Consider the following 21,113-nt stretch of genomic DNA (forward strand, 5'->3'; position numbering starts at 1 on the left):
AGATCGGACCCTAGCCGAGACGCGGGCGCCGGGGCAAGCCAGCTACGAATGATAAGGGACATTATCAGATATCATGCTCGGTCAAGTGCGGGGCAGGGGTTTGGCTAACTGTTCGGCCGACAACTACTCAATAGGGTGGTGCGGCCGCTATCCAGATTTGTTAATGCATGACCTCATATTGTGGGTGCCGTAAACTCGATCTCAACGCATCCGAAATTTCCAAAATCGGCAATCGCGGTGACGCCTGGTGCCACCACGTCCAGACCTGTACACGTACCTGTTGCGACGATTTCACCTGCCTTTAAGCCGCGTTCAGTGTCAGAAAGCGATCCGGCTAGCCAGGAAAGAGCATAAAGGGGATTACCCAATACGCGTTCACCAGTTCCGGTCCCTTGCGAAACTCCATCAATGGTCATTGTCACAGCATGCTGTCGCAAATCTTGATCTTGCCATGAGTGCCAGCGGCCAACCACCAACGCAATGTTAGCGCTGCCGTCGGCGGTTGTAAGAAAGCGGCCCTGCCCCCGAAGACCGCCAGCGAACCGCGAACCTACAACTTCGATTGAGCCGGCCACGCATTCAATCGCTAATGAGATTTCCTCTAATGCATAAGGGGCCGCTCGCGGCAGTAGGTTCTTGCCAAGCCGAAATGCAAACTCCGCCTCGACTGCTGGACAATGATCCGAGACAACACAGACCTGAGTGGGACTTTCGTACAGGAATGAGCGTAACAGGCTCCCCGCTCCTGGTTCACTGGTGCCTAGGATGGCTTGCGCTTCCTTGCTCGTGGAGCCGATCTTGTATCCGCAATGCTGTGAGCCACTAAGCGCGACAATTTCGCATTGCACGGCATATGCTTCCTCTTTGGAGGTTGGCAGCCGGTACTCTGACGGATTGATCGTGCGGCCTTTGCACCTAGCATCCCATAGATGTTGCGCAAGCACTTGTAGATCTCTGTCCATATCATGCCCCCATTATCCAGCGTATTGGTCTTGGTGGTCGCACATGCTGAAGACATTGTTCACAGATAAGCACTAGGTAATAGAGCAATACTGAAACAGGATGATTTTTGAAAAGCCGAAAATTTCACGCCCTACTGAGCAGTAGCTTCGCTTCTAGTCGGGCGCTGATCTCCGGATTGAGATAGCTCGTGCGTGCAACCAGCTTTGTGTCTGACATTTGGATCTATGCTTCGCGCAAACGGGGCAGAAACCAAGCGAGCAGACCAATGGCAGGTAGGAATGAGCAGATGCGATACACGGTCTCAATATCATACTGATCGGCAAGTCCGCCAAGTAGGGCAGCCGCTATCCCGCCTAACCCGAACGTGAGGCCGTAAAAGAATCCTCCGACTAAGCCAATTCGTCCAGGCATTAGCTCCATGGCATAGATTAGAATGGCCGCGAAGGAACTGGACATAATCAGATTGATGATGATTGTCAGTACACCCGTCCAAAACAGGTTTGCATAGGGCAGAAGCAGTGTGAACGGCAGCGCGCCGAGGATCGAAAACCACAGGATACGGTTGCGCCCAATACGATCGCCCAAAATACCACCGCCTAGCGCTCCTACGGCTGACGACACCAGGAACAAGAACAGCATCAACTGCGACGTTTGAACAGAAACATCGAATTTTCCGATAAGGAAGAAAGTGTAGAATGATGTGAAACTCTGCGAATAAGCATTTTTCGAGAAGAGAAGAACGATAAGAATAATGAATGGAATAACCACGTTTACTGTCGGACGTGGCACGCTCGCCGAAGTCGGCTTACTCGCGGTGTCGGTAAGCTTTTTCCGTAGCGGGGTAATATTGGCATGCTGCCCCGCGATCCACATCATCAGCGCCATCGCCAGTAGAGCAGCGATCGAAAACCAACCAAGGCTTCCTTGTCCCAAAGGAACGATGATAAAGGCAGCAAGCAATGGTCCAAGTGCACCCCCGGTCTGACCGCCGACCTGGAAGATGCCTTGGGCCAAGCCTTGCCGCCCGCCTGACGCATTGCGCGCCATACGTGTCGCCTCGGGATGGAAGATCGAGGAGCCAAGGCCGACACAGGCAGCGGCAATCAGAAGCAACCCATAGCTGCTGGCATAAGCCAGCCCGATAAGGCCAATGAGGCTGCACCCCATTCCAACAATCATAGAGTAGGGCATTGGATGCTTGTCAGTATAGAAGCCGACAGCAGGTTGCAGGAGCGAAGCGGAAATTTGGAAAGCGAGGGTGATAAAGCCGATCTGACCATAATCAAGTTGATAGGTCGCCTTGATGATTGGGTAGATTGCTGGAATCAATGACTGGATCATGTCATTCAGCAGATGCGTGACGCTGAGTGCAACGAGGACAGACATTGCAGCCTGTTTGGGAACAGCTATCGAGCCAGCATCACTCATCACGTAGATCCTTTATCGATGACCCAAAGCGCTCTCTGCAGCTTCGGCAATGTCGAGCCGATATCGGCTGCGCCCAAAGCCGCTTCATGAACGTTTTTCGTCTAATGGTTGTATTTCATTGCGACAATGCTGCAAACGCGGCGTGCTGTGGTGAGCTTCTCAGTAGGGTCTATGCGTCGATGCGCCATTCGTAGAGGTCTCGGCATCAGGAAGTTGCGAGTCGCTTGCAGTCAGGCGTGACGGCTAGCCTCGGTGGGGTATGGTCAGTCGACTAACTGTAAGGCATGGCCGTGAGGGACAGGTCACAGCGGGGCATACCGTTCGATGATGGTTTTCGCGCCAAGCCCTTTATCAGGACGCGGCAACAACCTGTTCCGCCTCGTCTGTGGTGTTGGGAAATTTGCACTGAAGGCGACAGACTGCCGCACCAATCTTCTGCATGCGTTTACCGTTCCGCCTACGATGCATGGGAAGCCGGCCGGGTCGCGCTTGACGATGTTCTCCGGAGAATAGCCTATTACCGCAAAGCAAGAGCTTCTACTGAACCGTTAAATGTTCGTTATAATATAAATTATCGTGTGTAGTACTGAATGTTGGTTTTGGGCGTTGGAGGCGAGGAGTTCTGTTTCTGCAAATAGCAATGGTAACCCCTTCGCTCACGCCGGACATCGAAAGCTGCACAACCCGACATGAATTGTGCAGCATTCACTGCTCTCATCGTTTGGGTTTGGGTTTAGGCTTACGCTTCACACCGGGGTCATCCTTGGGAGCATCTTCTGGTGCAGGATGCTCGTCCGCCAAGCGCCGCAGATACGCCCGTGCTTCCGCACGGTCCTCGTCGAGGCCGGTGAGATAGGTTCCGCCAGCCGCGGCGCGCTGCCCGAGATCATAATGCGTCTCGTGCACTCGGCCGCTAATGCTGAGCACTGCGGCACCAATGCCGGGCGCATCCGGCTTCATGATTGGCGCCGTTGTGCCGATACAATGCCGAAAGCGATGCGCCCCGAAGGCATTCTCCGCCCCAAATTGCTTGGCCGAGCACCAGCGAATGCGCTTCTCGATCCCGGCCTCGCCAAGCGCCTCGCCGCCCCAGTTGACCCACATCGCATCGTGGACTTGGCCGTTCAGCAGTTCACGCCGCTCGACCTCGACATAGCGTTCGAACCACGGCGTAAGGCCAGCGGGCAGGGGGACGCGATGGGGCTTGTCGGTCTTGATGTCGGGGACGTCGAGGGTCATCCACCACTCTATGCCGTCGAACCGAACCTGCTGGCCGAGCCGCATCTTTTGCACCGAGCTCAGCCGCGGTCCAGCCGCCGCCAGCAGGGCGATCAGCAGACCGTCCCGCAGCATGACCTGCCGCCGGCGCGGCCCTGGCAAGGTCAGGGCCTGCTCCAGCAGGTCGAAGCCCCAGACGTAGAGAGTGGCGCTGTGATGCACCTCGAGGCTGCGCTTTTCCATCGCCAGCTGCTGCCGTAGCGGGACGCCGCCTGGCCGGCTCAGCCAGGCGACCTGGGCCCGCGGCTCCATGATGCGAAGCGCCATCTGCAGCTCCTGGAACCGGCCGACGACGGTGTAGTCGCCGTTGCCGAGCACGACCAACTCATCGAAGTAGGCGGCCGCGCGATCCTCGTTCAGGCGCCCCAGTGGCCCGGCCTCAGGGTCGAGCCAGCCGTGGTAGTGCAGGAAACCAAGCCAGCGGCCGTAGCCTTCCTGTGCCTTCTCAAGGCTGGCGGGTGCGAGGCGCGCGGCGAGGCCACGCGCTGAGAACCGCCCCCGGCGCGAGGCCATCGCCGCCTCCCAAAGCCGCCGGTCAGGCTCGGGCCAATCCACCAGGCCGAGACAACGGCGGCGTGGGTCAATGATACGTGCCATGATGCGGTTCTTCCTCAGCGCCGGTTCTTGGGGGTCTTGCCAACTGTCCTGGATCGGACCAGCAGCCGCGCATCGGTCCTGTCCAACTCCAGGCCGCCGTTGAAATGCCGCGCGGCCGATTCGGCCTCCAGGCCGCAGTAGGTGCCGATGGTGGTCTCGATGGAGCGATGGCCCAGGGCGCACCGGACGATCTCGTACTGCCCGGGGTAGCGGTTCAGGTGCCGCCAGGCGGCGAAATGCCGCAGCAGGTGCGGATGCACCACGAGGTCCAGCTCGCGCCTGATGAGGCCTTTGATGCCCTCGGCGAGGGCGTTCTGACTCTTGGCAACTTCCTTGTCGAGTGCGGGGAAGAGGTAAGGATTGGCCTTGCTGCTGCCTTCCATTACCGGACGCCATACGCGGCACCAGGTCTCGAGGAGCTTTGCGGTAGCTGGTGGCACCGGCCATTCCACCGCGTCATGATTCTTGGTTTCGGTGCCCTCGATGACGATATGGGTGACCGAGCGGCCTCCCGGAGCGAGCCGCTTCAAGTGACGGTCCAGGCGCAGCCCGGTCAGGTTCTTCATGCGCAGCGGGCAAACCAACAGCACCTCAATGGCGACCGCGATCATGAACCGATGCGCCATTTTCGCGTCGGCCGGGTCAGCTGAGCGCGCCTCCTGCTCAATGCCCTCCGGCAGCAGCAATAGGCGGCTCCGGTTGTAGGGCTGGATCAGCTGCATCAGGCGTTCGCGCACCTTGCCGGTCAGACCAACCTTGCGGCGGGGACGCGTCAGCTTGCACATCCTGCGGAGTTCGTCGGCCTGCTCGCCAGCCAGCCCAAGGAAATGCACTCCGATGATGAACAACGTCTGGGCGATCACCGCGAGTTGGCCACCGACGATCTCGGGATCCTCTTCATCAGGCCGTAGCTTTGGGGGCAGTCGGGCGATGGCTCGCGCCTCGAAGAAGTCGAGGATGTCGCTGCCATGCGCAACCACATAGTCAAAGCTGGTGATGGCGGCCGGGTCGTGTCCGAGCTGAACAAGGGCACCCAGCATCTGCAGAATGGAGAAACTGCGTGTTTTGACGGTGGCCGGTCTGGCTCGGCGTTTGCCATTACGCCCCTTGAAGTGACTCTTGCCCTGGCTTGGGCTCATCCACTCCACGTACGCGGCATGCTCCGTCTGCAGGCTGTCCGGAAAGTCGGTGATCGGCAAAGTATAGGGCTCGCGCTGCCGCGGCGCCTGCAAGCGCTGGCACCCCTGTAGGTCAGGACTGCTGGCGATGATCCGGTTCCAGGCGCGGGCGATGGTCGAGCCACGCCGCGTTGCCTTGGCATCCAGGCGCGTTATCGTCTCCTCCTCCAGGAAATCCACGAAGACCGGGTTGGTAAGCTGATCAGGCTCGATGAGCCGGATGGCGCAGAACCGGGCCATCCGTCGCAAGCCGGCACGCTGCGGCACAACGAGGGCGGCATCGAGCACCTTGATCCAGGCTGGGGAGAGGCCAGCCTCGCCGCAGATCCGTGGTTGCTGCAGCCCGACCAGCGCCAGGGCCTTGCGGATCGACAGCTTGATGTTCCGGAAACGGTCGTAGCTCTTGCCGAAGTCGGTGCAGGTCTTCCGGAACAGGTTTTGGTTCAACGAGATGACGTCACACTGCACCCCGGCGGGAGACAATCCCAGCATCGTCGCAGTTGTTCGGAGATCCGATGGCCAGATACGCCTTTCGTCTCTGGTCAACGTGTCTGAGGCTTCGATCAGGGTGATCAGATCAGCGAAGGTGAGGTCGAGCCGAGTGATGATCTCGGGTTGGCGCAGGGCTGCCATCGTCTGCGAAATCGCGTTCATGGGTACCTCGGAGGTTGAGCGGTCAGGAGCGGCCAGGAGCGGCGCTCATGGGGACGTATCACCATTCACTACTCAGATTAGCGGCGCGGCGGTTCCATGACGGCCAGTTCGTCCGTTGGTATGCCTCGATCTTCTGCGTTATCCGCACGCAGCGCACGCTCGAGATCGGAGCGCCGGATCCAGACGCTGCCGCCCAGGCGGACATCACGCAGAAGCCCATCTTGACGCCAACGGCGCAGCGTGCGCTCCGAGCGGCGAAGCAGCGCGGCAACCTCGCTGAGAGCCATCAGCGCGCCGTCAGACGTGGATGCGGTCAGCGCTGGGTTTGTGTCGAGTGCGTCAGCAGCCAAGCGTCCGACCGGCGGGCGATCTGACTCAGCATTGCGGCGTGCATGGGCACTGGCGTCAGTGCCGGCCGCTGGAGAGTTGGGCGGGGGAGGGGGGTAGGTTCGGGTCATGTCCGGCAATAGCCAGCAATGACCCTTTCAACTCAAAGGGCGAAACTCGGCCTTTTCGCCCCTTGACGAATCAGTTCATGTCGGAAAAGCGATCCGATGCTTGGCTGTGGTCAGCGACGCCGCTTTTGCAAAGCGTCCTTATGGCCCTGCGCAAAGGCGGCAACGCAATCTTGCAGAAGCGCAGGCACCAACAAACGACTTGCGAGCTCGATGTTGAAGGAAACGACCCTTTTAGGACGGCTACCCCGATGCCGAGGAGCGTTGTGGGTCAGGCCAAGCGCGCGGCTCGTACGCTGCTGCCCACTGCGCCTGGCATCTTCGATCGCTTGCGCCTCGAACAGAAAGCGCGACCGCTCGCGGCGATAGAGCATACTCAGCCGGCTGACCAAATGCTCTTCGGTTGCCCAATCTCCTGGGCTGAGCTGCCGGTACATGTTGCCGTCTGGCCGGTCCTCCCCTGGGTATTGCGCCACAACATGTCGGGCCAGGTCGGTCGGTGTTATGGCTGAGCCGCTACGAAGCTCGTGCCTGGCCATCTTGATTAGGGTTCCGTTGCATCCTTTGCGGCTTGGCGCGATCGAGGCCAAGCTGGGGCATGGTACGGCGGCGACTTGCGAAACTCCGGGCGGATCTCACCTTCAGAGGGCGGCAATTCACGGCTGAGGTGATCCTCTGGGCAGTGCGCTGGTATCTGATGTTCCCAATCAGCTATCGCGACCTCGAACTCATGCTGCAGGAGCGCGGTGTCGACATCGCACACACCACCATCTTTCGATGGATCCAGGCCTATGCACCTGAGCTGGAGCAGCGGCTCCGACCCCATCTGCGCATGTCCAATGGATCGTGGAGGGTCGATGAGACCTATGTGCGGGTGAAAGGCCGATGGATGTACTTGTATCGCGCTGTCGACAGCCGCGGCCAGACAATCGACTTCCTGCTTTCGGCCAAGCGGGATGCCGAGGCTGCGAAGCGCTTCTTCCGCAAAGCTCTTGGGCAGCCGCATACGGTGAACCCGCGCACCATCACGGTAGACAAGAACCCGGCCTATCCCTGCGCTGTCGAACAGATGAAGGCGGGCGCCGAGCTGTGGCAACGCTCGCGGCTACGACAATGTAAGTACCTCAACAACATAGTGGAACAAGACCACCGGCGCTTGAAACGCCTGGTCAGACCGGGGCTTGGCTTCGGCAGCTTCCACACGGCACGACGAACCCTGGCAGGCTATGAGGCGATGGCGATGATCAGGAAGGAGCAGGTAAACAATGTAGGCCGACGAGACATGCGGGCCCAAGCCGCCTTTGTCGCCGAGCTGTTCCAGGTCGCCGTCTGATCCTAAGCCTATCACGGCCAGCTGCGACTTGCTGCAAACTTTGCAACAGAACCGCCCAACATGGTGAGGCGATGCCGACGCACTGCCCTACGTATCGAAGCCGCCCCGAAGCGCCCGGCTTATTTCGCGTTCAGACTTTTACCGGCTGGTGAAACTGGCCACGATGCATGATACCAGCATCTCCGATTGACGATCTCGCTGCCATCCCAGAGCCATCTGAAATCCGCCGCTGTTACCCACCGACGACGGAATCAGCCCAAGCCAAATTCGTCAACGGGCTGCTACCCGTACTTTGAGGCACAGGCGGTAATCGTAGCGAAAGAAGCAGCAGTATTCTGGATGTCATAACGCTGCGACCCGGAAATGCGCCATGTTGTACGTCTCTCCACGTCGGAAACTACTCGGGGCCGCCTTGGCCCTCGGCACGGTGCCGCTGCTCCGCCGCCGGGCGCAGGGCGCCAACGCCGTGACGCTGACCATCGCCGGCAATGGCGGCGCGATGGGGACGATGCACCTGATCGCTGACGCTTTCCAGCAGCGCAACCCGGAGGTCGAGGTCCAATTCCTGCCCAACCTCGGCACCTCCGGCGGCATCGCGGCAGCGCTGCAGGGCGCGGCCGGGATCGCAGTAGCCGCGCGCGCACCGAACGAGCGCGAGCGGGCTTCCGGTGCGCGCTCCCTTGCCTATGCCCGCACGCCTTTCGCTTTCGCCGTGCATCCTTCCGTCCGGCTCCGCGACATCGCTCTGGTGGATGTGGCTCGGATCTTCTCGGGCGAGGTGACGACCTGGCCCGATGGCACCACCATCCGGCCCATCCGCCGGCCGCACAACGATGGCGTCACCCTGACCCTGGCCGCTGTCTCACCTGCCATGCGCCATGCGATGGACCTCCTGCAGCAGCGGCCGGGCATCCCGACCGCGGGCAACGACCAGGATAGCGCCGAGGCACTAGAAAGTGTCCGCGGCTCCTTCGGCGCGATCACACTTGCGCAACATCGTACGGAGCGGCGGCGGCTGGTCCTGCTTTCCCTCGATGGGGTCGCTCCGGCGGTGGAAGCCATGGTGGCAGAGCGCTATCCCATAGCGACGATGCTTCACGCCGTGATCGGCCGCGATCCGCCCGCCGGCGTGAGGGCCTTCCTGGAGTTTATAACGAGTGCGGAGGGACACACGCTCCTTCTGGCGTCGGGACACGAGCCGCTGCCCGCTGGGGCGTTCACATGACCGCGCCGCCGTCGGACAAGCGGCTCGCGCGCTACATTACGATCTTTGCCGCCTTCATCTCGCTCACCATCGCCGTGGTCGTTCCAGGAGCCTATTTCTGGGCGGGCCACCAGCGCGAGACCGTACGGGCGCATGCAAAGGGGCGCTACATTGCGACCCAGTTGTCCGAGCTCGTCGCACGGAACCCTGACTATTGGCACTTCGAGCATGCGCGCGTCCTGGCGCTGGTCGTCCGGCAGCAGGATGCCGAAGCACCCGCCCTCCATCGCGTGCTCGATGCGTTCAGGACGCCTATCGCCGAGGATCCGGTTGCGATTGCCTGGCCGCATCTGACCGTGAGTGACCCGGTCTATGACACGCGTGAGATCGCCGGCGCGGTCCGCACAACTGTGTCGCTGCGCAAAGTGGTGGTGGAGACTGCACTCGCCGGCGGTGGCGCGCTGACGCTTGCCCTGGCTGGCTTCTTCGCACTGCGCACCTTGCCGCTACGGGCCATGAACAAAGCACTGGAGCGAGCGGCGCGCTTGGCCAGCCATGACATGCTGACGAACCTACCAAACCGGGTTCTCTTCCATGCCCGCATGCAGCAGGCGTTAGCGCTCGCGCGGCGGCAGCCCTCCTCGGTCGCGGTCCTCTGCCTCGATCTCGACCACTTTAAGGATGTAAACGACACTTTGGGGCATGCTGCGGGCGACAAGCTGTTGGCCCAGGTGGCCACGCGCCTCGCCAGTGAAGTGCGGGAGACTGACACGGTCGCGCGGCTCGGCGGTGACGAGTTTGCCATCCTTCAGGTCGGGGCGGAGCAACCCTCTGATGCCGAGGCCCTGGCGCGGCGGTTGATCGAAACTCTGTCGCAGCCCTTCGATCTCGACGGCCATAGCGCAGTGATCGGCACGAGCATCGGCATTGCGATCGAGCATAGATCCGGTGGCGATCCCGGCCGGCTGCTGCGGGAGGCCGACCTCGCACTCTACAAGGCCAAAGAGGAAGGGCGCGGCACCTTCAACTTCTTCGAAACCGGGCTGAACGAGCGGCTGATGGAGCGCAAGCAGCTCGAGCATGACCTGCGGCAGGCGCTGCAGCTTGACCAATTCCGGCTGCACTACCAGCCCTTGGTCGAGTTTCATTCCGTCACTGGGGCCACTGTTGTCCTCGGCGCGGAGGCGTTGATCCGCTGGCATCACCCAGTCCGCGGCACCGTCCGGCCTGACCTCTTCATCCCGATTGCTGAAACCACAGGGCTGATCGCGCCCCTTGGCGACTGGATCTTGAGAGAGGCATGCCGCGAGGCCGCGACTTGGTCGGGCGAGCGCATGGTGGCCGTCAATGTCTCGCCGGTGCAGTTCCGCCAATCTGATTTCATTCGCAAGGTCGAGGCAGCGTTGGAGATCTCGGGCCTTGCACCCGGGCGGCTCCAGCTCGAGGTGACGGAAGGCATCATGCTGACGGACACCGACGAGACACTGGCCACGCTGGCGCGGCTGCGCGAACTCGGGGTTAGCCTGGCGATGGACGATTTCGGCACCGGCTATTCAAGCCTCGGCTACCTGCGGCGCTTCCGCTTCGACAAAATCAAGATCGACCAGTCCTTCGTGCGACATCTTGGCCAAGACATTGATGCGGATGCCATCGTGCGCGCCGTGGTCGGCATGAGCCGTGCTATGCGAATCCGCGTCAGCGCCGAAGGCGTGGAGAGTGCTGAGCAGGCGGAACTGCTACGCCTCGAAGGCTGCGACGAGTTGCAGGGCTTTCTCTTCGGTAAGCCCATGCCGCCGGAAGCCTTCGGCCAGATGCTCGACCAGCCCGAGAGGCGAGGCGAACTGCCGGCCATGGTGTAGGCTGCCCCGCCGGCACCGATGCACCTATAGCGGTCAAGCGGCATTTTGGGTTTGGCAGATAGCATTGAGCCGACGGCATCTTGTTGCAAGGGTCGCCCATTCAGGTACGGTGGAGTAGGATGACGGGGGATGAGCCCTCGAGCAGTAATACGCCCGGCCAAGATGGCTGACTCGTAGGTGATAAACACTACGTCTGGGATGGCAGCTTCGCTGCTTTAGCGGAGGTGGCGGCGGTGGCGATCAGCCGGACAGATTTGGACGTGGCGGGGTTGCATCGGGCGGCAGGGCGCGAACGGGACGCGGCGGCATCGCGGCGGATGCTGACCTTGGCGCTGGTGTTGGAGGGGCAGTCGCGGACGGCCGCGGCCCGTGCGGCGGGGCTTAAGCCGCAGAGCGGATCAAGGCGACAGACGCTGCGCGATTGGGTGCATCGCTACAACGCTGAGGGCTTGGTGGTCTGCGAGACCGGGCCGAAACGGCGTCTGTCGTCCGAGCAAGAGGCGGAGGTGGCCGCGTGGGTGCGCCGTGGCCCTGACCCGACCAGAGACGGCGTGGTGCGCTGGCGCCGGCTGATCTGGCGCGCGCCATTGCCGAGCGGTTCGGTGTCGTGCTGGCCGAGCGGAGCGTCGGTTATGTGCTGCGCCGCCTCGGCTTCCGCCGGTTGGTTGTGAGGTGGTCCCGGATCTCGGACAGGCGGGTAAGCTCGGTTCGCCTGTGAGAAGGATGGACCCGGACGACGGGCAAGCGGACGCGGTACTCGGCGGATTTCAAGGCAAAGGTGGCGCTGGAGGCGCTGCGGGGTGAGCTGACGACGGCGCAGCTGGCGGCGACGCACGGCATTCACCAGACGATGGTGGGCGACTGGAAGCGGCAGGCCATGGAGGGGCTGACGGCAGTGTTCTCCGGCAAGGCGGCGGCGCAGGAGAGCGCGAAGGCGGCCGAGGCGGAGGTTGAGAAGCTGCACGCGAAGATTGGGCAGTTGGTGGTGGAACGGGATTTTTTGGCGAAAGCGTCTGGTCGATGAGCCTGGAGCGGCGGCGCCAGATGATCGAGCCGGAGCACCCGCAGCTGCCGGTGGTGCGGCAGTGTGAGCTGGTCTCGATTAACCGGTCGGGCTTCTATTACCGGCTCAAGGGCGAGACGGCGCTGAACCTGGAGCTGATGCGGCTGATCGACGTGCAGTTTCTGGCGACGCCCTGGTATGGCTCTCGGCAGATGGCGCGGCACCTGCGGCGCGAGGGCTACGTGGTCGGCCGCAAGCGCATCCGGCGGCTGATGACGAAGATGGGGCTGGCGCCGATCTACCAGCGGCCACGGACGACGGTGTCGCATCCCGAGCACCGGATCTTTCCCTAACTGCTGCGGGATCTGGTGATCGACAGGCCTAACCAAGTCTGGTGCGCAGACATCACCTACCTGCCGATGCGGCGCGGCTTTCTCTACCTGGTCGCGGTGATGGACTGGGCGACGCGCAAGGTGTTGGCCTGGCGGGTGTCGAACACGATGGAGGTCGAGTTCTGCCTCGAGGTGCTGGAGGAGGCTATGGCGCGGATTGGACGGCCGGAGATCTTCAATACCGACCAAGGCAGCCAGTTCACCTCGCCGCGGTTCGCCGGCCTGCTGCAGCAGGCCGAGGTGCGCATCTCGATGGATGGTCGAGGCCGCTGGATGGAAAATGTCTTCATCGAGCGGCTGTGGCGCAGCCTGAAGTACGAGTGCGTCTACCTGCATGCCTTCGAAACTGGCTCAGAGCTGCGGGCCGGGCTGTTGAAGTGGATCGGCTACTACAATGCCGGACGCCCACACAGCGCACTTGCTGGGCGGACCCCGGATGAGGCGTATGGGGCGCAGCAGATGGCGAGATTGGCGGCCTGACGAGAACCAGGACCGAGCTTATCCAGGCCGTCATCCTGTCCGACGAGTAGGGACCACCTCACTGTCTCGCCGCAACAGCCTATTGGATCAAAGTCATCAAGCTCTAACAGGCCTTAGACCTCCCGATCCGTAAGCGTCCGGCCTGCACCGCCTTCCCTGGCTTGTAGCGTCCGTTGAGGCTGGCGGCCTTAATGTCGGGCGTAAGGTCGTCTGTAAGGTCATGAGCATCGGGACGGTCGAGATCATCACCGGGCGTGAGCGGCGTCGGCGTTGGAGCGTAGCGGACAAGCTCCGCATCCTGGCCGAATGCGAGGCGCCTGGCGTGCAGGTGGCAGAGGTGGCGGCCCGGCACGGCGTCTACCGCAGTCTGGTGTTTCAGTGGCGACGACAGGCCCGGGATGGCCTGCTGGTGGCTGAACCAACGCCGGAGTTCGTGCCGGTCCGCGTCGCCGATGTCGACCGCCGGGACGAGCCCCTGCCGGAGCCGGAGCCCACGCCGCCACCATCCCGCAAGGCTGCAGCGATCGAGATTGAGCTGCCCGACGGCATCCGGCTGCGGGTGGGCGAGGAGGTCGGCCTTGTCGCCCTGCGGCGGGTGCTGGCGGCGCTGCGCGGGTGATCCCGGGACCACCGCCGGGGGTGCGGGTCTGGCTGGCCGCGGGCTCGACCGACATGCGGCGCGGCTTCGACGGGCTGGCGCGGCAGGTGCAGGAGGCGCTCGGGCAGGATCCGTTCAGCGGGCAGCTGTTCGTGTTCCGCGGCCGCCGCGGCGACCTGGTCAAGGCGCTGTGGTGGGATGGACAGGGCCTGGTGCTCTACGCCAAGCGGCTGGAGCGCGGTCACTATGTCTGGCCGCAGGCTAAGGATGGCGTGGTGTCGCTGACGCCTGCGCAGCTCTCGATGCTGCTGGAGGGCATCGACTGGCGCATGCCCACCCGGACCTGGCGGCCGGAGATGGCGGGGTAGCGTCGGCTCGTACGGGATTCATTCGCCGCGACGCGGCGGCGTCGGGGATCATGCCGTCGTGGTCATCGATCCCGCTGCCCTGCCTGACGACGTCGACGCGCTGCGCGCCATCGTGCTGGCGCAGGCCGCGGCGCTGGCCGACCAGCGCGGGCTGATCGAGCGGCTCCGGCTCCAGCTCGCCCGGCTGCGCCGCATGCAGTTCGGCCGCTCGTCGGAGCGGCTGGCGGCCGAGGCCGATCAACTGGAGCTGGCGCTCGAGGAGCTGGAGGCGGAGGCGCCCACCCTGCCACCGGCCGAGGACCCGGCGGACACCGTGGCCAAGCCAGAGCGCTGCAAGCCTGCCCGCCGCTCGCTGCCGGAGCACCTGCCGCGTGAGGTGGTCGAGCACGGTGTCGAGGCCCATGCCTGTGCGGCCTGCGGCGGTACGCTGCGCCGCCTCGGTGAGGACGTGACCGAGGTCTTGGACTACCTGCCGGGCCGGTTCCGCGTGCTCCGCCATGTCCGGCCGAAGTTCTCCTGCCGCGGCTGCGAGGCCATCAGTCAGGCTCCGGCGCCGAGCCTGCCGATCCGCCGCGGCCGTGCCACGGCGAGCCTGCTTGCCCACGTGCTGGTGGCCAAATACGCCGACCACCTGCCGCTCTACCGCCAGAGCGAGATCTACGCCCGCGCCGGCGTCGACCTGCAGCGCTCGACGCTCGCCGATTGGGTCGGCCAGTCGGCGGCGCTGCTGCGGCCGCTGCTGGACGCCTTGGCCCGGCACGTCCTGGCGGGCGCCGTGCTGCATGCCAACGACACGCCGGTGCCGGTCCTCGCCCCCGGTCTCGGCAGGACCAGCACCGGCAGGCTCTGGGCCTATCTCCGCGACGAGCGGCCGCATGGCAGCACGATCCCGCCCGCCGTGCTCTACCGCTACAGCCCGGACCGCCGGGCCGAGCATCCTAAGGCGCACCTTGCCGGGTTCCGCGGGGTGCTGCAGGCCGATGGCTACAGCGGGTTCGGCGGCCTGTACGATGGTGGCCGAGTCCAGGAGGCGGCGTGCTGGGCACATGTCCGACGCTACTTCTTCGAGTTGCACGCCACCGGCCGGGCGCCGCTGGCGACCGAGGCGGTGCGGCGCATCGGCCTGCTCTATGCCATCGAACAAGACATCCGCGGCCAGCCGCCTGACGAGCGGGCCAAGCAGCGCCAAGCCAGGGCCCGGCCAATCATCGAGAGCCTGCGTACCTGGCTCGACGCGACCCTCGGCCGGATCTCCGGCCGCAGCGACCTTGCCGTGGCCATCCGCTATGCCCGCAGCCGATGGGAGGCGCTGACGCGCTACGTCGCGGACGGCAGGCTGGAAGTGGATAACAACCCAGTCGAGCGTGCGATCCGGCCACTGGCCCTTGGCCGGAAGAACTGGCTGTTCGCCGGATCCGACACCGGTGGCCATCGTGCCGCGGCAATCGCCTCGCTGATCGCCACCGCCAAGCTCAACGGTCTCGACCCGGAGGCCTATCTCCACCACGTATTGGAGCGCATCGCCGACCATCCCGTCAGCCGCGTCGCTGAACTCCTGCCGTGGAACCTGCCAAGCAACACTGAACCTGCAGCAATTTGACGGCCGGGCGCCGCATCACCGGACGCTTACCCCGATCCGAGCGTCGCAGGCTCTTCGGTCCAATTTGGTTGCAACTACAGCCACTGGCTGCGTGAACGATGCATCGGTGCTTATCGCCGGCGCGGCCGTTGGTGGCGCCTATGCCCTGCTGCGCAAGCTCGTCGACACGGTACCGCTCTCGAAGGCCAGGTCGCGGTGTCATTTCCTGCCGCCCTGGCCGCCTAGCGCAGGTCGTTTGATGCCCCTCAGTGATACGTATGCCGCGACAGCTGTGCCATTTACGATGCGCTAGCATGAGCGGCTGGCCCAGTCAGCGGAGGACACATAAATGAGTGGTTGCCGCCCTGTGCAGGCACCTCCCAGGAGGCAGGATGAACACGTCCACAAAAGACGGCGCCAGCCGCGGTCCATCCCCGGAAAATGACGGTTGCCCGACCGACGCGGCCAAGGTCGAGGCATCGCGGCTGGCGGTACTGCGGCGCTACGCGATCCTTGATACACCGGCGGAGGCGGCCTTCGACCGGTTGGCCGCGCTTGCCTGCGAACTCCTTGAGACGCCGATGGCAATGGTTTCGCTCATCGACGAGACCCGCCAGTGGTTCAAGGCACGCATTGGCACGGACCTCCGGGAGGTGCGGCGCGAACTGGCGTTCTGCGATCACACCATCCGGGGCGGGCCGGACGAGGTGCTGGTCGTGCCCGACCTAGAGGCCGATCCACGGTTTGCGTCCAACCCACTGGTCGCCGGCAGCCCGCATCTCCGCTTTTACGCTGGTGCGCCGCTTGTCGGCCCGGGTGGGGAGGTGCTCGGGACCGTTAGTGTGCTGTCCACCAAGCCGCGCCCCGAGGGTCTCTCGGAAGCGGAGAGGCGCGGGCTTCGCAACCTGGCCGCAATGGCAACTGACGAGCTGGAGTTGCGACTGCAGTCGCGCCTGTCCCGAGAGGCGATGGTACGTGCCGAGGCGGCGCGGGCCGCCGAGGAGCGACTGCGCCGTGCGCAGGAGGCCGCCGGGGTCGTCGCCTTCGAGATTACCGGCCGAGGCGGAACAATTGCCGACGTGGCCCCCCGAGCCGGCGGACTGCGCCAAGTTCTCGGCCTATCGCCCGGTACTGTGCTGAGTCTCCGCCACGTGCTTGGCGTGATGCACCCGGAGGATCGCTCTGTGCTGGCCGCCGAGGCCCGTCGGCTGACCGCCGCGGGCGGAGAGTTCCGCCTCGAGCTCCGGGTTAGATCCGGGCGTTGGCTGCAGGCGCGCGGCGAGGTCGAGGCTAGCAAAGGCCAGGACCAAATGCCGAATTGGCGCGTCTCTGGGGTAGTTCTCGACATCACAGAGCGCAAGGAGATGGAGCTCGCGTTGCGCGAAGCCGAGCTCCGCCAACGTACACTCTTCGAGACTGCGCCTTTCGGCGTTATCGTTATCGACCCCGCAACGCACCGCATCCTCGACGTCAACGGACGGGTCTGCATCGACTACGGCTACACGCGCGAGGAACTCCTTCGCCTCTCGCTGGCCGACATCGACGCGCTCGGAGATTCTGAGGCCATTCGCGTCCGGGGTAGGGCGCATGCCGTCCGGCCTGGCACCCAGGAGGTCGAGGCGCAGCATCGGACTAAGTCCGGCGAAATCCGCGACGTCCTCGTCCGGGCGCAGGGCGTCGTGCTCGGCGGGCGGGACGTGACCTACGGCGCGCACATCGACATCACCGCCCGGAAGGCCGCCGAGGCAGCACTGCGCGAAAGCGAGGCCGAATTCCGGGCGGCGTTCGAGCAAGCCTCCGTGCCGATGTCGGAGGTAGACTGCGCCACGGGTTGTCTGCTCCGGGCCAACGCCGCCTATGCACGGCTCGTCGGGCGGCCCGTAGAGGACATCGTAGGCCGGCCTTTCTCCGACCTTGTGCATCCCGACGACCGGTCCGAGGATTTCGAGGGATTCCGACGCGTGTGTCGAGGCGAAGCGCCCACGCATCAAGTCGCCAAGCGCTACCTGCGACCCGACGGTTCGGTCCGTTGGACCGAGCTGACCTCGGCTCCCGTGCGCGACGCGGCAGCGCGGATCGTGCGAACTGTGGCGATCGTCCAGGACGTGACGGAGCGTCGGACGGCCGAGGAACGTCAGGCCCTGCTGGTACGCGAGGTGGACCACCGAGCGAAGAACGTGCTGGCCGTCGTGCAAGCAGCGCTGCGGCTGACGCCGAAGGGCGACACTGAGGCCTATGCCAGGGCTGTCGAGGGTCGGGTGATGGCGCTTGCCCGAGCCCATACGCTGCTTGCAGCGGGACGCTGGACCGGGGCCCGGCTGCGGGCCCTGCTCGAGAGCGAACTAGCAGCCTTCCTGTCGGCCACAGGAACGAGCGCTGAAGGCGGACAGCGGGCTGAGCTGAACGGCCCTGATATACTGCTCCCGCCAGCCTCGGCGCAGGCGCTGTCGATGGCCCTGCACGAACTCGCCACGAATGCTACCAAGCACGGGGCGCTTTCAGCACCGGGAGGGCGGATTTCAGTATCGTGGCGTATTGCAGGGGAGAGCGACAGGGGGGTGCTTTGGCTGCGGTGGAGCGAGGCTGATGGGCCACCGGTCGCCGGGCAGCCGGAGCGCCGAGGATTCGGCTCCCGGGTAATCGGAGCCACCGTCCGGGAGCAGCTTGGCGGCACAGTGCGCATGGTTTGGGAGCCCAGCGGGCTAATCTGCGAACTGTCTGTGCCGCTCGAGCAAAAGCGATGATGATAAAACCTATTCAGGCTGTACGCCGCGGGCTGCTGGTATTCCAAGGCACCGTGATGCTCCTGTATTGGTCAAAGCATCGCTCGTGCTGAGCGTCGAGTGTTTGACGGGCGACAGAGATAGCCAAAGATCTCGCGGGGGAATTGTCAGGTTGTTGGGCTCTGGCCGGAACGAGGCGGCAGGGCCAGGATGGCGGATGACCCCCGAGCCCGCCACCTACCCCGGCTATCACTTTCCGGCTGAGATCATTCGCCACGCTGTCTGGCTGTACCACCTTTTCAGCCTGAGCTTCCGAGACATTGAGCTGATCCTTGCCGAGCGCGGCATCGTCGTCAGTCACGAGAGTATCCGGCAGTGGTGCCTCATCTTTGGTGGCGAGTTTGCCCGCAAGCTCCGCAGGCGCCGACCTCAGCCCGACGATACCTGGCACTTGGATGAGGTCTTTCTGAAGATTAAAGGCGAGCTGTACTATCTCTGGCGTGCCGTCGACCGGCATGAGGTGGTGTTCGACATCCTGGTTCAGGATCGACGGAACGCCACGGCCGCCAAGCGCTTCTTCAAGCGCTTGCTCGCCGGGCTGAAGTACAAGCCAAAGCGCCTCGTCACCGACGGCCTCCGCAGCTACGGCGTTGCGCATCGTGAACTGCTGCCCGAGGTGAACCACCAAACCAGTCGCTACCTGAACAACCGCGCCGAAAACTCGCACCGGCCGACGCGGCGCCAAGAGCGACAGATGCAACGCTTCAAGTCACCGGAGCAGGCCCAACGCTTCCTGTCATCCCACGCCATGATCTATGGCCACTTCCGTCCACAGCGGCACCTGATGACCGCTACTCAATATCGGCGCGCTCACGCCAGGGCCTTCCTCGTGTGGCGGTAGGAGACATGCGTCCAGATGGCGGCATGAGGTGCAGGGTCATGCCGTCACACGATGACGCACGCCTTGCAGCCCAACAAGTTGACAATGCCCTCGGGGGTCATCCCGCCATCCTGGCCCTGCCGCCTCGTTCCGGCCAGAGCCCAACAACCTGACAATTCCTGTCCGAGGTAGCGTTGGCGGAGATGGGCGGCTCGCTATAGCGAAACCTGCAGGCCCCAGTTGTCTACAAGCTCGACTATGAGCCTGCCAGCGAGCGGGCCATATTGCTGATGGCTTCCTGCTGCTTTTCGTCTGAGATTGAGGCGAAGTTGCGCATGAGCTCCAGCTGCATGCGCTGGCGTGGCGGTATCTCTTCAACCGCAGCTTCCGCGGACATGCCTTCGAAAAACCATGCAGGCTCGATGCCCAGCGTCTGTGCCACGGCGAACAGGCGGCCTGCGGAAATGCGGTTCATCCCTCGCTCATACTTATGCTGCTGCTGGTAGGTCACGCCGATGGTGCGCGCCAGCTGCTGCTGTGACAGCCCCATCATCACGCGTCTTTCGCGGATCCGGCGGCCAACATGCTCGTCCACCACCGTGGCTCGGTGGCTTTGTGGTTCGTCGTGTTGATTGTTCTGGCTCACGATCTGGCGTCCTAGTTGATTGAAGCCGATCTAACGCGCCGTGTGGTAGTATTCGCTATATTATTACGCATACGTAAATTTATTCCTTGGATGTGACGGCAGCAGCCGGCCCGGATGAACTCGCGCTTGTTCGGCGGCTTCGTATTGGTGCTGGGCCGATGCAGGGATCATCTTCCGCCTCAAGCAAGGCCGGCCGGGCGTCACGCCCTGAACTGCTGGCCTCCGAGACGGAGAACCAAGCCATGTTCCGCACCACTGTATTTGCCTCGCTGATCGCCCTCGGTGCCGTGGGCGCTTGCCCAGGCGCAAGACAACGGCCCCCGCCTGGTGGGTGGCGGCGCCGATGGTGGCCCCCGCGTTGAGTACGTGACCCCGAGCCAGAATGTGGTCGGTGGCGGCTATGCCCGCATCACCGGCGAGAGCACCAACCGCAGCATCGCCTATTCGGGCCAGGCCACAGCGCAGCAGCAGAGTGGCAGTGTGGCCCAGCTGGTCGGTGGTGGCCGCGAGCAGACGCTGGTGTATGTCCCGGCGCAGGCTGCCAGCCCGACCCTTGCTGGCCAGTTTACCCGCCACGGCGGTTAACTACACCACGAGTCAGGTTGGTGAGATTGCATGGGGCGCCTTTGGCGCCCTTTTGCATGTCCGGCAGCTTCATCAGGTCCCGTCTGGTATCGACTGCGGCGGTGACCAACATCCACGACATGAGCCTGCCGCCCGACCAGATGCCGCCCGTAAAGCCGAAGATCACGCCCGAGGAGCGCCGTCAGCGCGATGCCGATCGCCTGCAGACCATCCGGTTGCGGATGCTGGTCGGCCAGGCGCTGCATGACCGCTGCATCACCAGCCCTGCCGCGATTGCCGCAGCGATCGGGATGCCGGTGGCCGAGGCGATCAAGCTGATGACGGGTAAACAGTGGCGGGCAGGTGATGTGGCGCTGCTTGAGGCTGCTGCCGCACGACTAAGGCTGGTGGTGCCGAGCCCTGGTGGGCGGGGCAGCCAGGCTTCTCCCAGCTCTAGGGAGAGAGCCCCCTAGTTCCTCCGCTAACATGGCGTATGTCGGCGTTTGCTAAGCAGCAAAAGCCACAATGGCGCGACCGCACAGTTCGCTACCCAGGGCTAGCCGGCATTGGCCAGCCCTGGGTGGTGGTCAGGCCGCCCTGACGCCCTGGAGGAAGGTGGTGACCTCGGCGCCGAGGCGCTCGGACTGGCGGGACACCTCCCCGGCGGCCTGGAGGACGTGACCGGCAGCCTCGCCGGTCTCGGCCGAGGCGCGGCTGACGCCGCCGATGTTGCGGGTGACCTCCTGGGTGCCGGCGGCGGCCTGCTGGACGTTGCGGGCGATCTCCTGGGTGGCCGAGCCCTGCTCCTCGACGGCGGCGGCGATGGCGCCGGCGATCTGGTTGACCTCGCCGATGGTGCTGGCGATGCCCTGGATGGCGGCCACCGCGTCGCGGGTGGCGGTCTGGATCTGGCCGACCTGGACCGAGATCT

At 63.8% G+C, this 21,113-nt stretch carries 17 protein-coding genes and 3 pseudogenes; 12 read left to right on the forward strand and 8 right to left on the reverse strand.

Going from position 1 to position 21,113, the window contains the following annotated elements; all coding sequences use genetic code 11:
* Window positions 1-173: 173 nt before the first annotated feature.
* The 6 genes from LH62_RS30870 to LH62_RS30875 all read right to left on the reverse strand — a co-directional run bounded on the left by LH62_RS30870 (window position 174) and on the right by LH62_RS30875 (window position 6,990).
* Window positions 174-962 carry a 2-keto-4-pentenoate hydratase gene (locus tag LH62_RS30870; protein ID WP_144404771.1) on the reverse strand — a complete coding sequence of 263 codons (789 nt, stop codon included), beginning with the start codon at window positions 960-962 and terminating at the stop codon, window positions 174-176.
* A gap of 223 nt (window positions 963-1,185) precedes the next feature.
* The gene (locus LH62_RS29940; RefSeq protein WP_082012999.1) at window positions 1,186-2,391 is read right to left on the reverse strand and encodes an MFS transporter; all 1,206 of its coding nucleotides are present in this window, start codon (window positions 2,389-2,391) and stop codon (window positions 1,186-1,188) included.
* Window positions 2,392-3,105: 714 nt separating this feature from the next.
* On the reverse strand, window positions 3,106-4,182 hold the full coding sequence (locus tag LH62_RS27605) for a tyrosine-type recombinase/integrase (protein WP_052215190.1): 1,077 nt from the start codon (window positions 4,180-4,182) through the stop codon (window positions 3,106-3,108).
* A 98-nt stretch (window positions 4,183-4,280) separates the two neighbouring features.
* Window positions 4,281-6,098, reverse strand: a complete 1,818-nt coding sequence (locus LH62_RS27610; RefSeq protein ID WP_082013000.1) for a tyrosine-type recombinase/integrase — start codon at window positions 6,096-6,098, stop codon at window positions 4,281-4,283.
* A 77-nt stretch (window positions 6,099-6,175) separates the two neighbouring features.
* Entirely contained in the window at window positions 6,176-6,385 is a 210-nt protein-coding gene (locus LH62_RS31390; RefSeq protein ID WP_160299924.1) for a helix-turn-helix domain-containing protein, read from the reverse strand.
* Window positions 6,386-6,666: 281 nt separating this feature from the next.
* Window positions 6,667-6,990 carry a hypothetical protein gene (locus LH62_RS30875; RefSeq protein WP_144404773.1) on the reverse strand — a complete coding sequence of 108 codons (324 nt, stop codon included), beginning with the start codon at window positions 6,988-6,990 and terminating at the stop codon, window positions 6,667-6,669.
* Window positions 6,991-7,151: 161 nt separating this feature from the next.
* On the opposite strand from LH62_RS30875, the gene LH62_RS27620 reads away from it, so the two are divergent.
* From LH62_RS27620 to LH62_RS27665, 10 genes and pseudogenes are all read left to right on the forward strand, one after another.
* Window positions 7,152-7,886, forward strand: a complete 735-nt coding sequence (locus LH62_RS27620; protein WP_043367438.1) for an IS6 family transposase — start codon at window positions 7,152-7,154, stop codon at window positions 7,884-7,886.
* A 412-nt stretch (window positions 7,887-8,298) separates the two neighbouring features.
* Window positions 8,299-9,111, forward strand: coding sequence for a PstS family phosphate ABC transporter substrate-binding protein (locus tag LH62_RS27625; RefSeq protein WP_043367439.1), 813 nt, complete (start codon window positions 8,299-8,301; stop codon window positions 9,109-9,111).
* A complete protein-coding gene (locus LH62_RS27630; RefSeq protein ID WP_052215191.1) occupies window positions 9,108-10,949 on the forward strand; it encodes a bifunctional diguanylate cyclase/phosphodiesterase in 1,842 nt (613 codons plus the stop codon). Before LH62_RS27625 ends, LH62_RS27630 begins: the two co-directional genes overlap by 4 nt.
* Window positions 10,950-11,173: 224 nt before the next feature.
* A pseudogene (locus LH62_RS30880) lies at window positions 11,174-11,622 on the forward strand (helix-turn-helix domain-containing protein); the annotation flags it as partial.
* Window positions 11,623-11,727: 105 nt separating this feature from the next.
* A pseudogene (locus LH62_RS30885) lies at window positions 11,728-12,824 on the forward strand (IS3 family transposase).
* A 220-nt stretch (window positions 12,825-13,044) separates the two neighbouring features.
* A complete protein-coding gene (tnpA, locus tag LH62_RS27645) occupies window positions 13,045-13,443 on the forward strand; it encodes an IS66-like element accessory protein TnpA (protein WP_043367441.1) in 399 nt (132 codons plus the stop codon).
* Entirely contained in the window at window positions 13,440-13,790 is a 351-nt protein-coding gene (gene tnpB, locus LH62_RS27650; protein WP_043367443.1) for an IS66 family insertion sequence element accessory protein TnpB, read from the forward strand. The genes tnpA and tnpB overlap by 4 nt, the downstream gene beginning before the upstream one ends.
* A 58-nt stretch (window positions 13,791-13,848) precedes the next feature.
* A complete protein-coding gene (tnpC, locus tag LH62_RS27655; RefSeq protein ID WP_043367445.1) occupies window positions 13,849-15,390 on the forward strand; it encodes an IS66 family transposase in 1,542 nt (513 codons plus the stop codon).
* Window positions 15,391-15,761: 371 nt separating this feature from the next.
* The gene (locus LH62_RS28835) at window positions 15,762-18,113 is read left to right on the forward strand and encodes a PAS domain S-box protein (protein WP_052215195.1); all 2,352 of its coding nucleotides are present in this window, start codon (window positions 15,762-15,764) and stop codon (window positions 18,111-18,113) included.
* Between the two features lie 196 nt (window positions 18,114-18,309).
* On the forward strand, window positions 18,310-18,993 hold the full coding sequence (locus LH62_RS27665) for an IS6 family transposase (protein ID WP_043367448.1): 684 nt from the start codon (window positions 18,310-18,312) through the stop codon (window positions 18,991-18,993).
* A 235-nt stretch (window positions 18,994-19,228) separates the two neighbouring features.
* Here LH62_RS27665 and LH62_RS27670 read toward each other — a convergent pair whose 3' ends face one another.
* Window positions 19,229-19,618, reverse strand: coding sequence for a helix-turn-helix domain-containing protein (locus LH62_RS27670; RefSeq protein WP_043367452.1), 390 nt, complete (start codon window positions 19,616-19,618; stop codon window positions 19,229-19,231).
* Between the two features lie 366 nt (window positions 19,619-19,984).
* On the opposite strand from LH62_RS27670, the gene LH62_RS27675 reads away from it, so the two are divergent.
* Both LH62_RS27675 and LH62_RS27680 read left to right on the forward strand, forming a co-directional pair.
* On the forward strand, window positions 19,985-20,203 hold the full coding sequence (locus LH62_RS27675) for a hypothetical protein (protein ID WP_144404775.1): 219 nt from the start codon (window positions 19,985-19,987) through the stop codon (window positions 20,201-20,203).
* A gap of 56 nt (window positions 20,204-20,259) precedes the next feature.
* Window positions 20,260-20,655, forward strand: a complete 396-nt coding sequence (locus LH62_RS27680) for a hypothetical protein (protein WP_043367456.1) — start codon at window positions 20,260-20,262, stop codon at window positions 20,653-20,655.
* A gap of 114 nt (window positions 20,656-20,769) precedes the next feature.
* Here LH62_RS27680 and LH62_RS31715 read toward each other — a convergent pair.
* Window positions 20,770-21,113, reverse strand: a pseudogene (locus LH62_RS31715) (chemotaxis protein); the annotation flags it as partial.

Source organism: Belnapia sp. F-4-1 (genome assembly GCF_000802185.1).
Taxonomy (GTDB): domain Bacteria; phylum Pseudomonadota; class Alphaproteobacteria; order Acetobacterales; family Acetobacteraceae; genus Belnapia.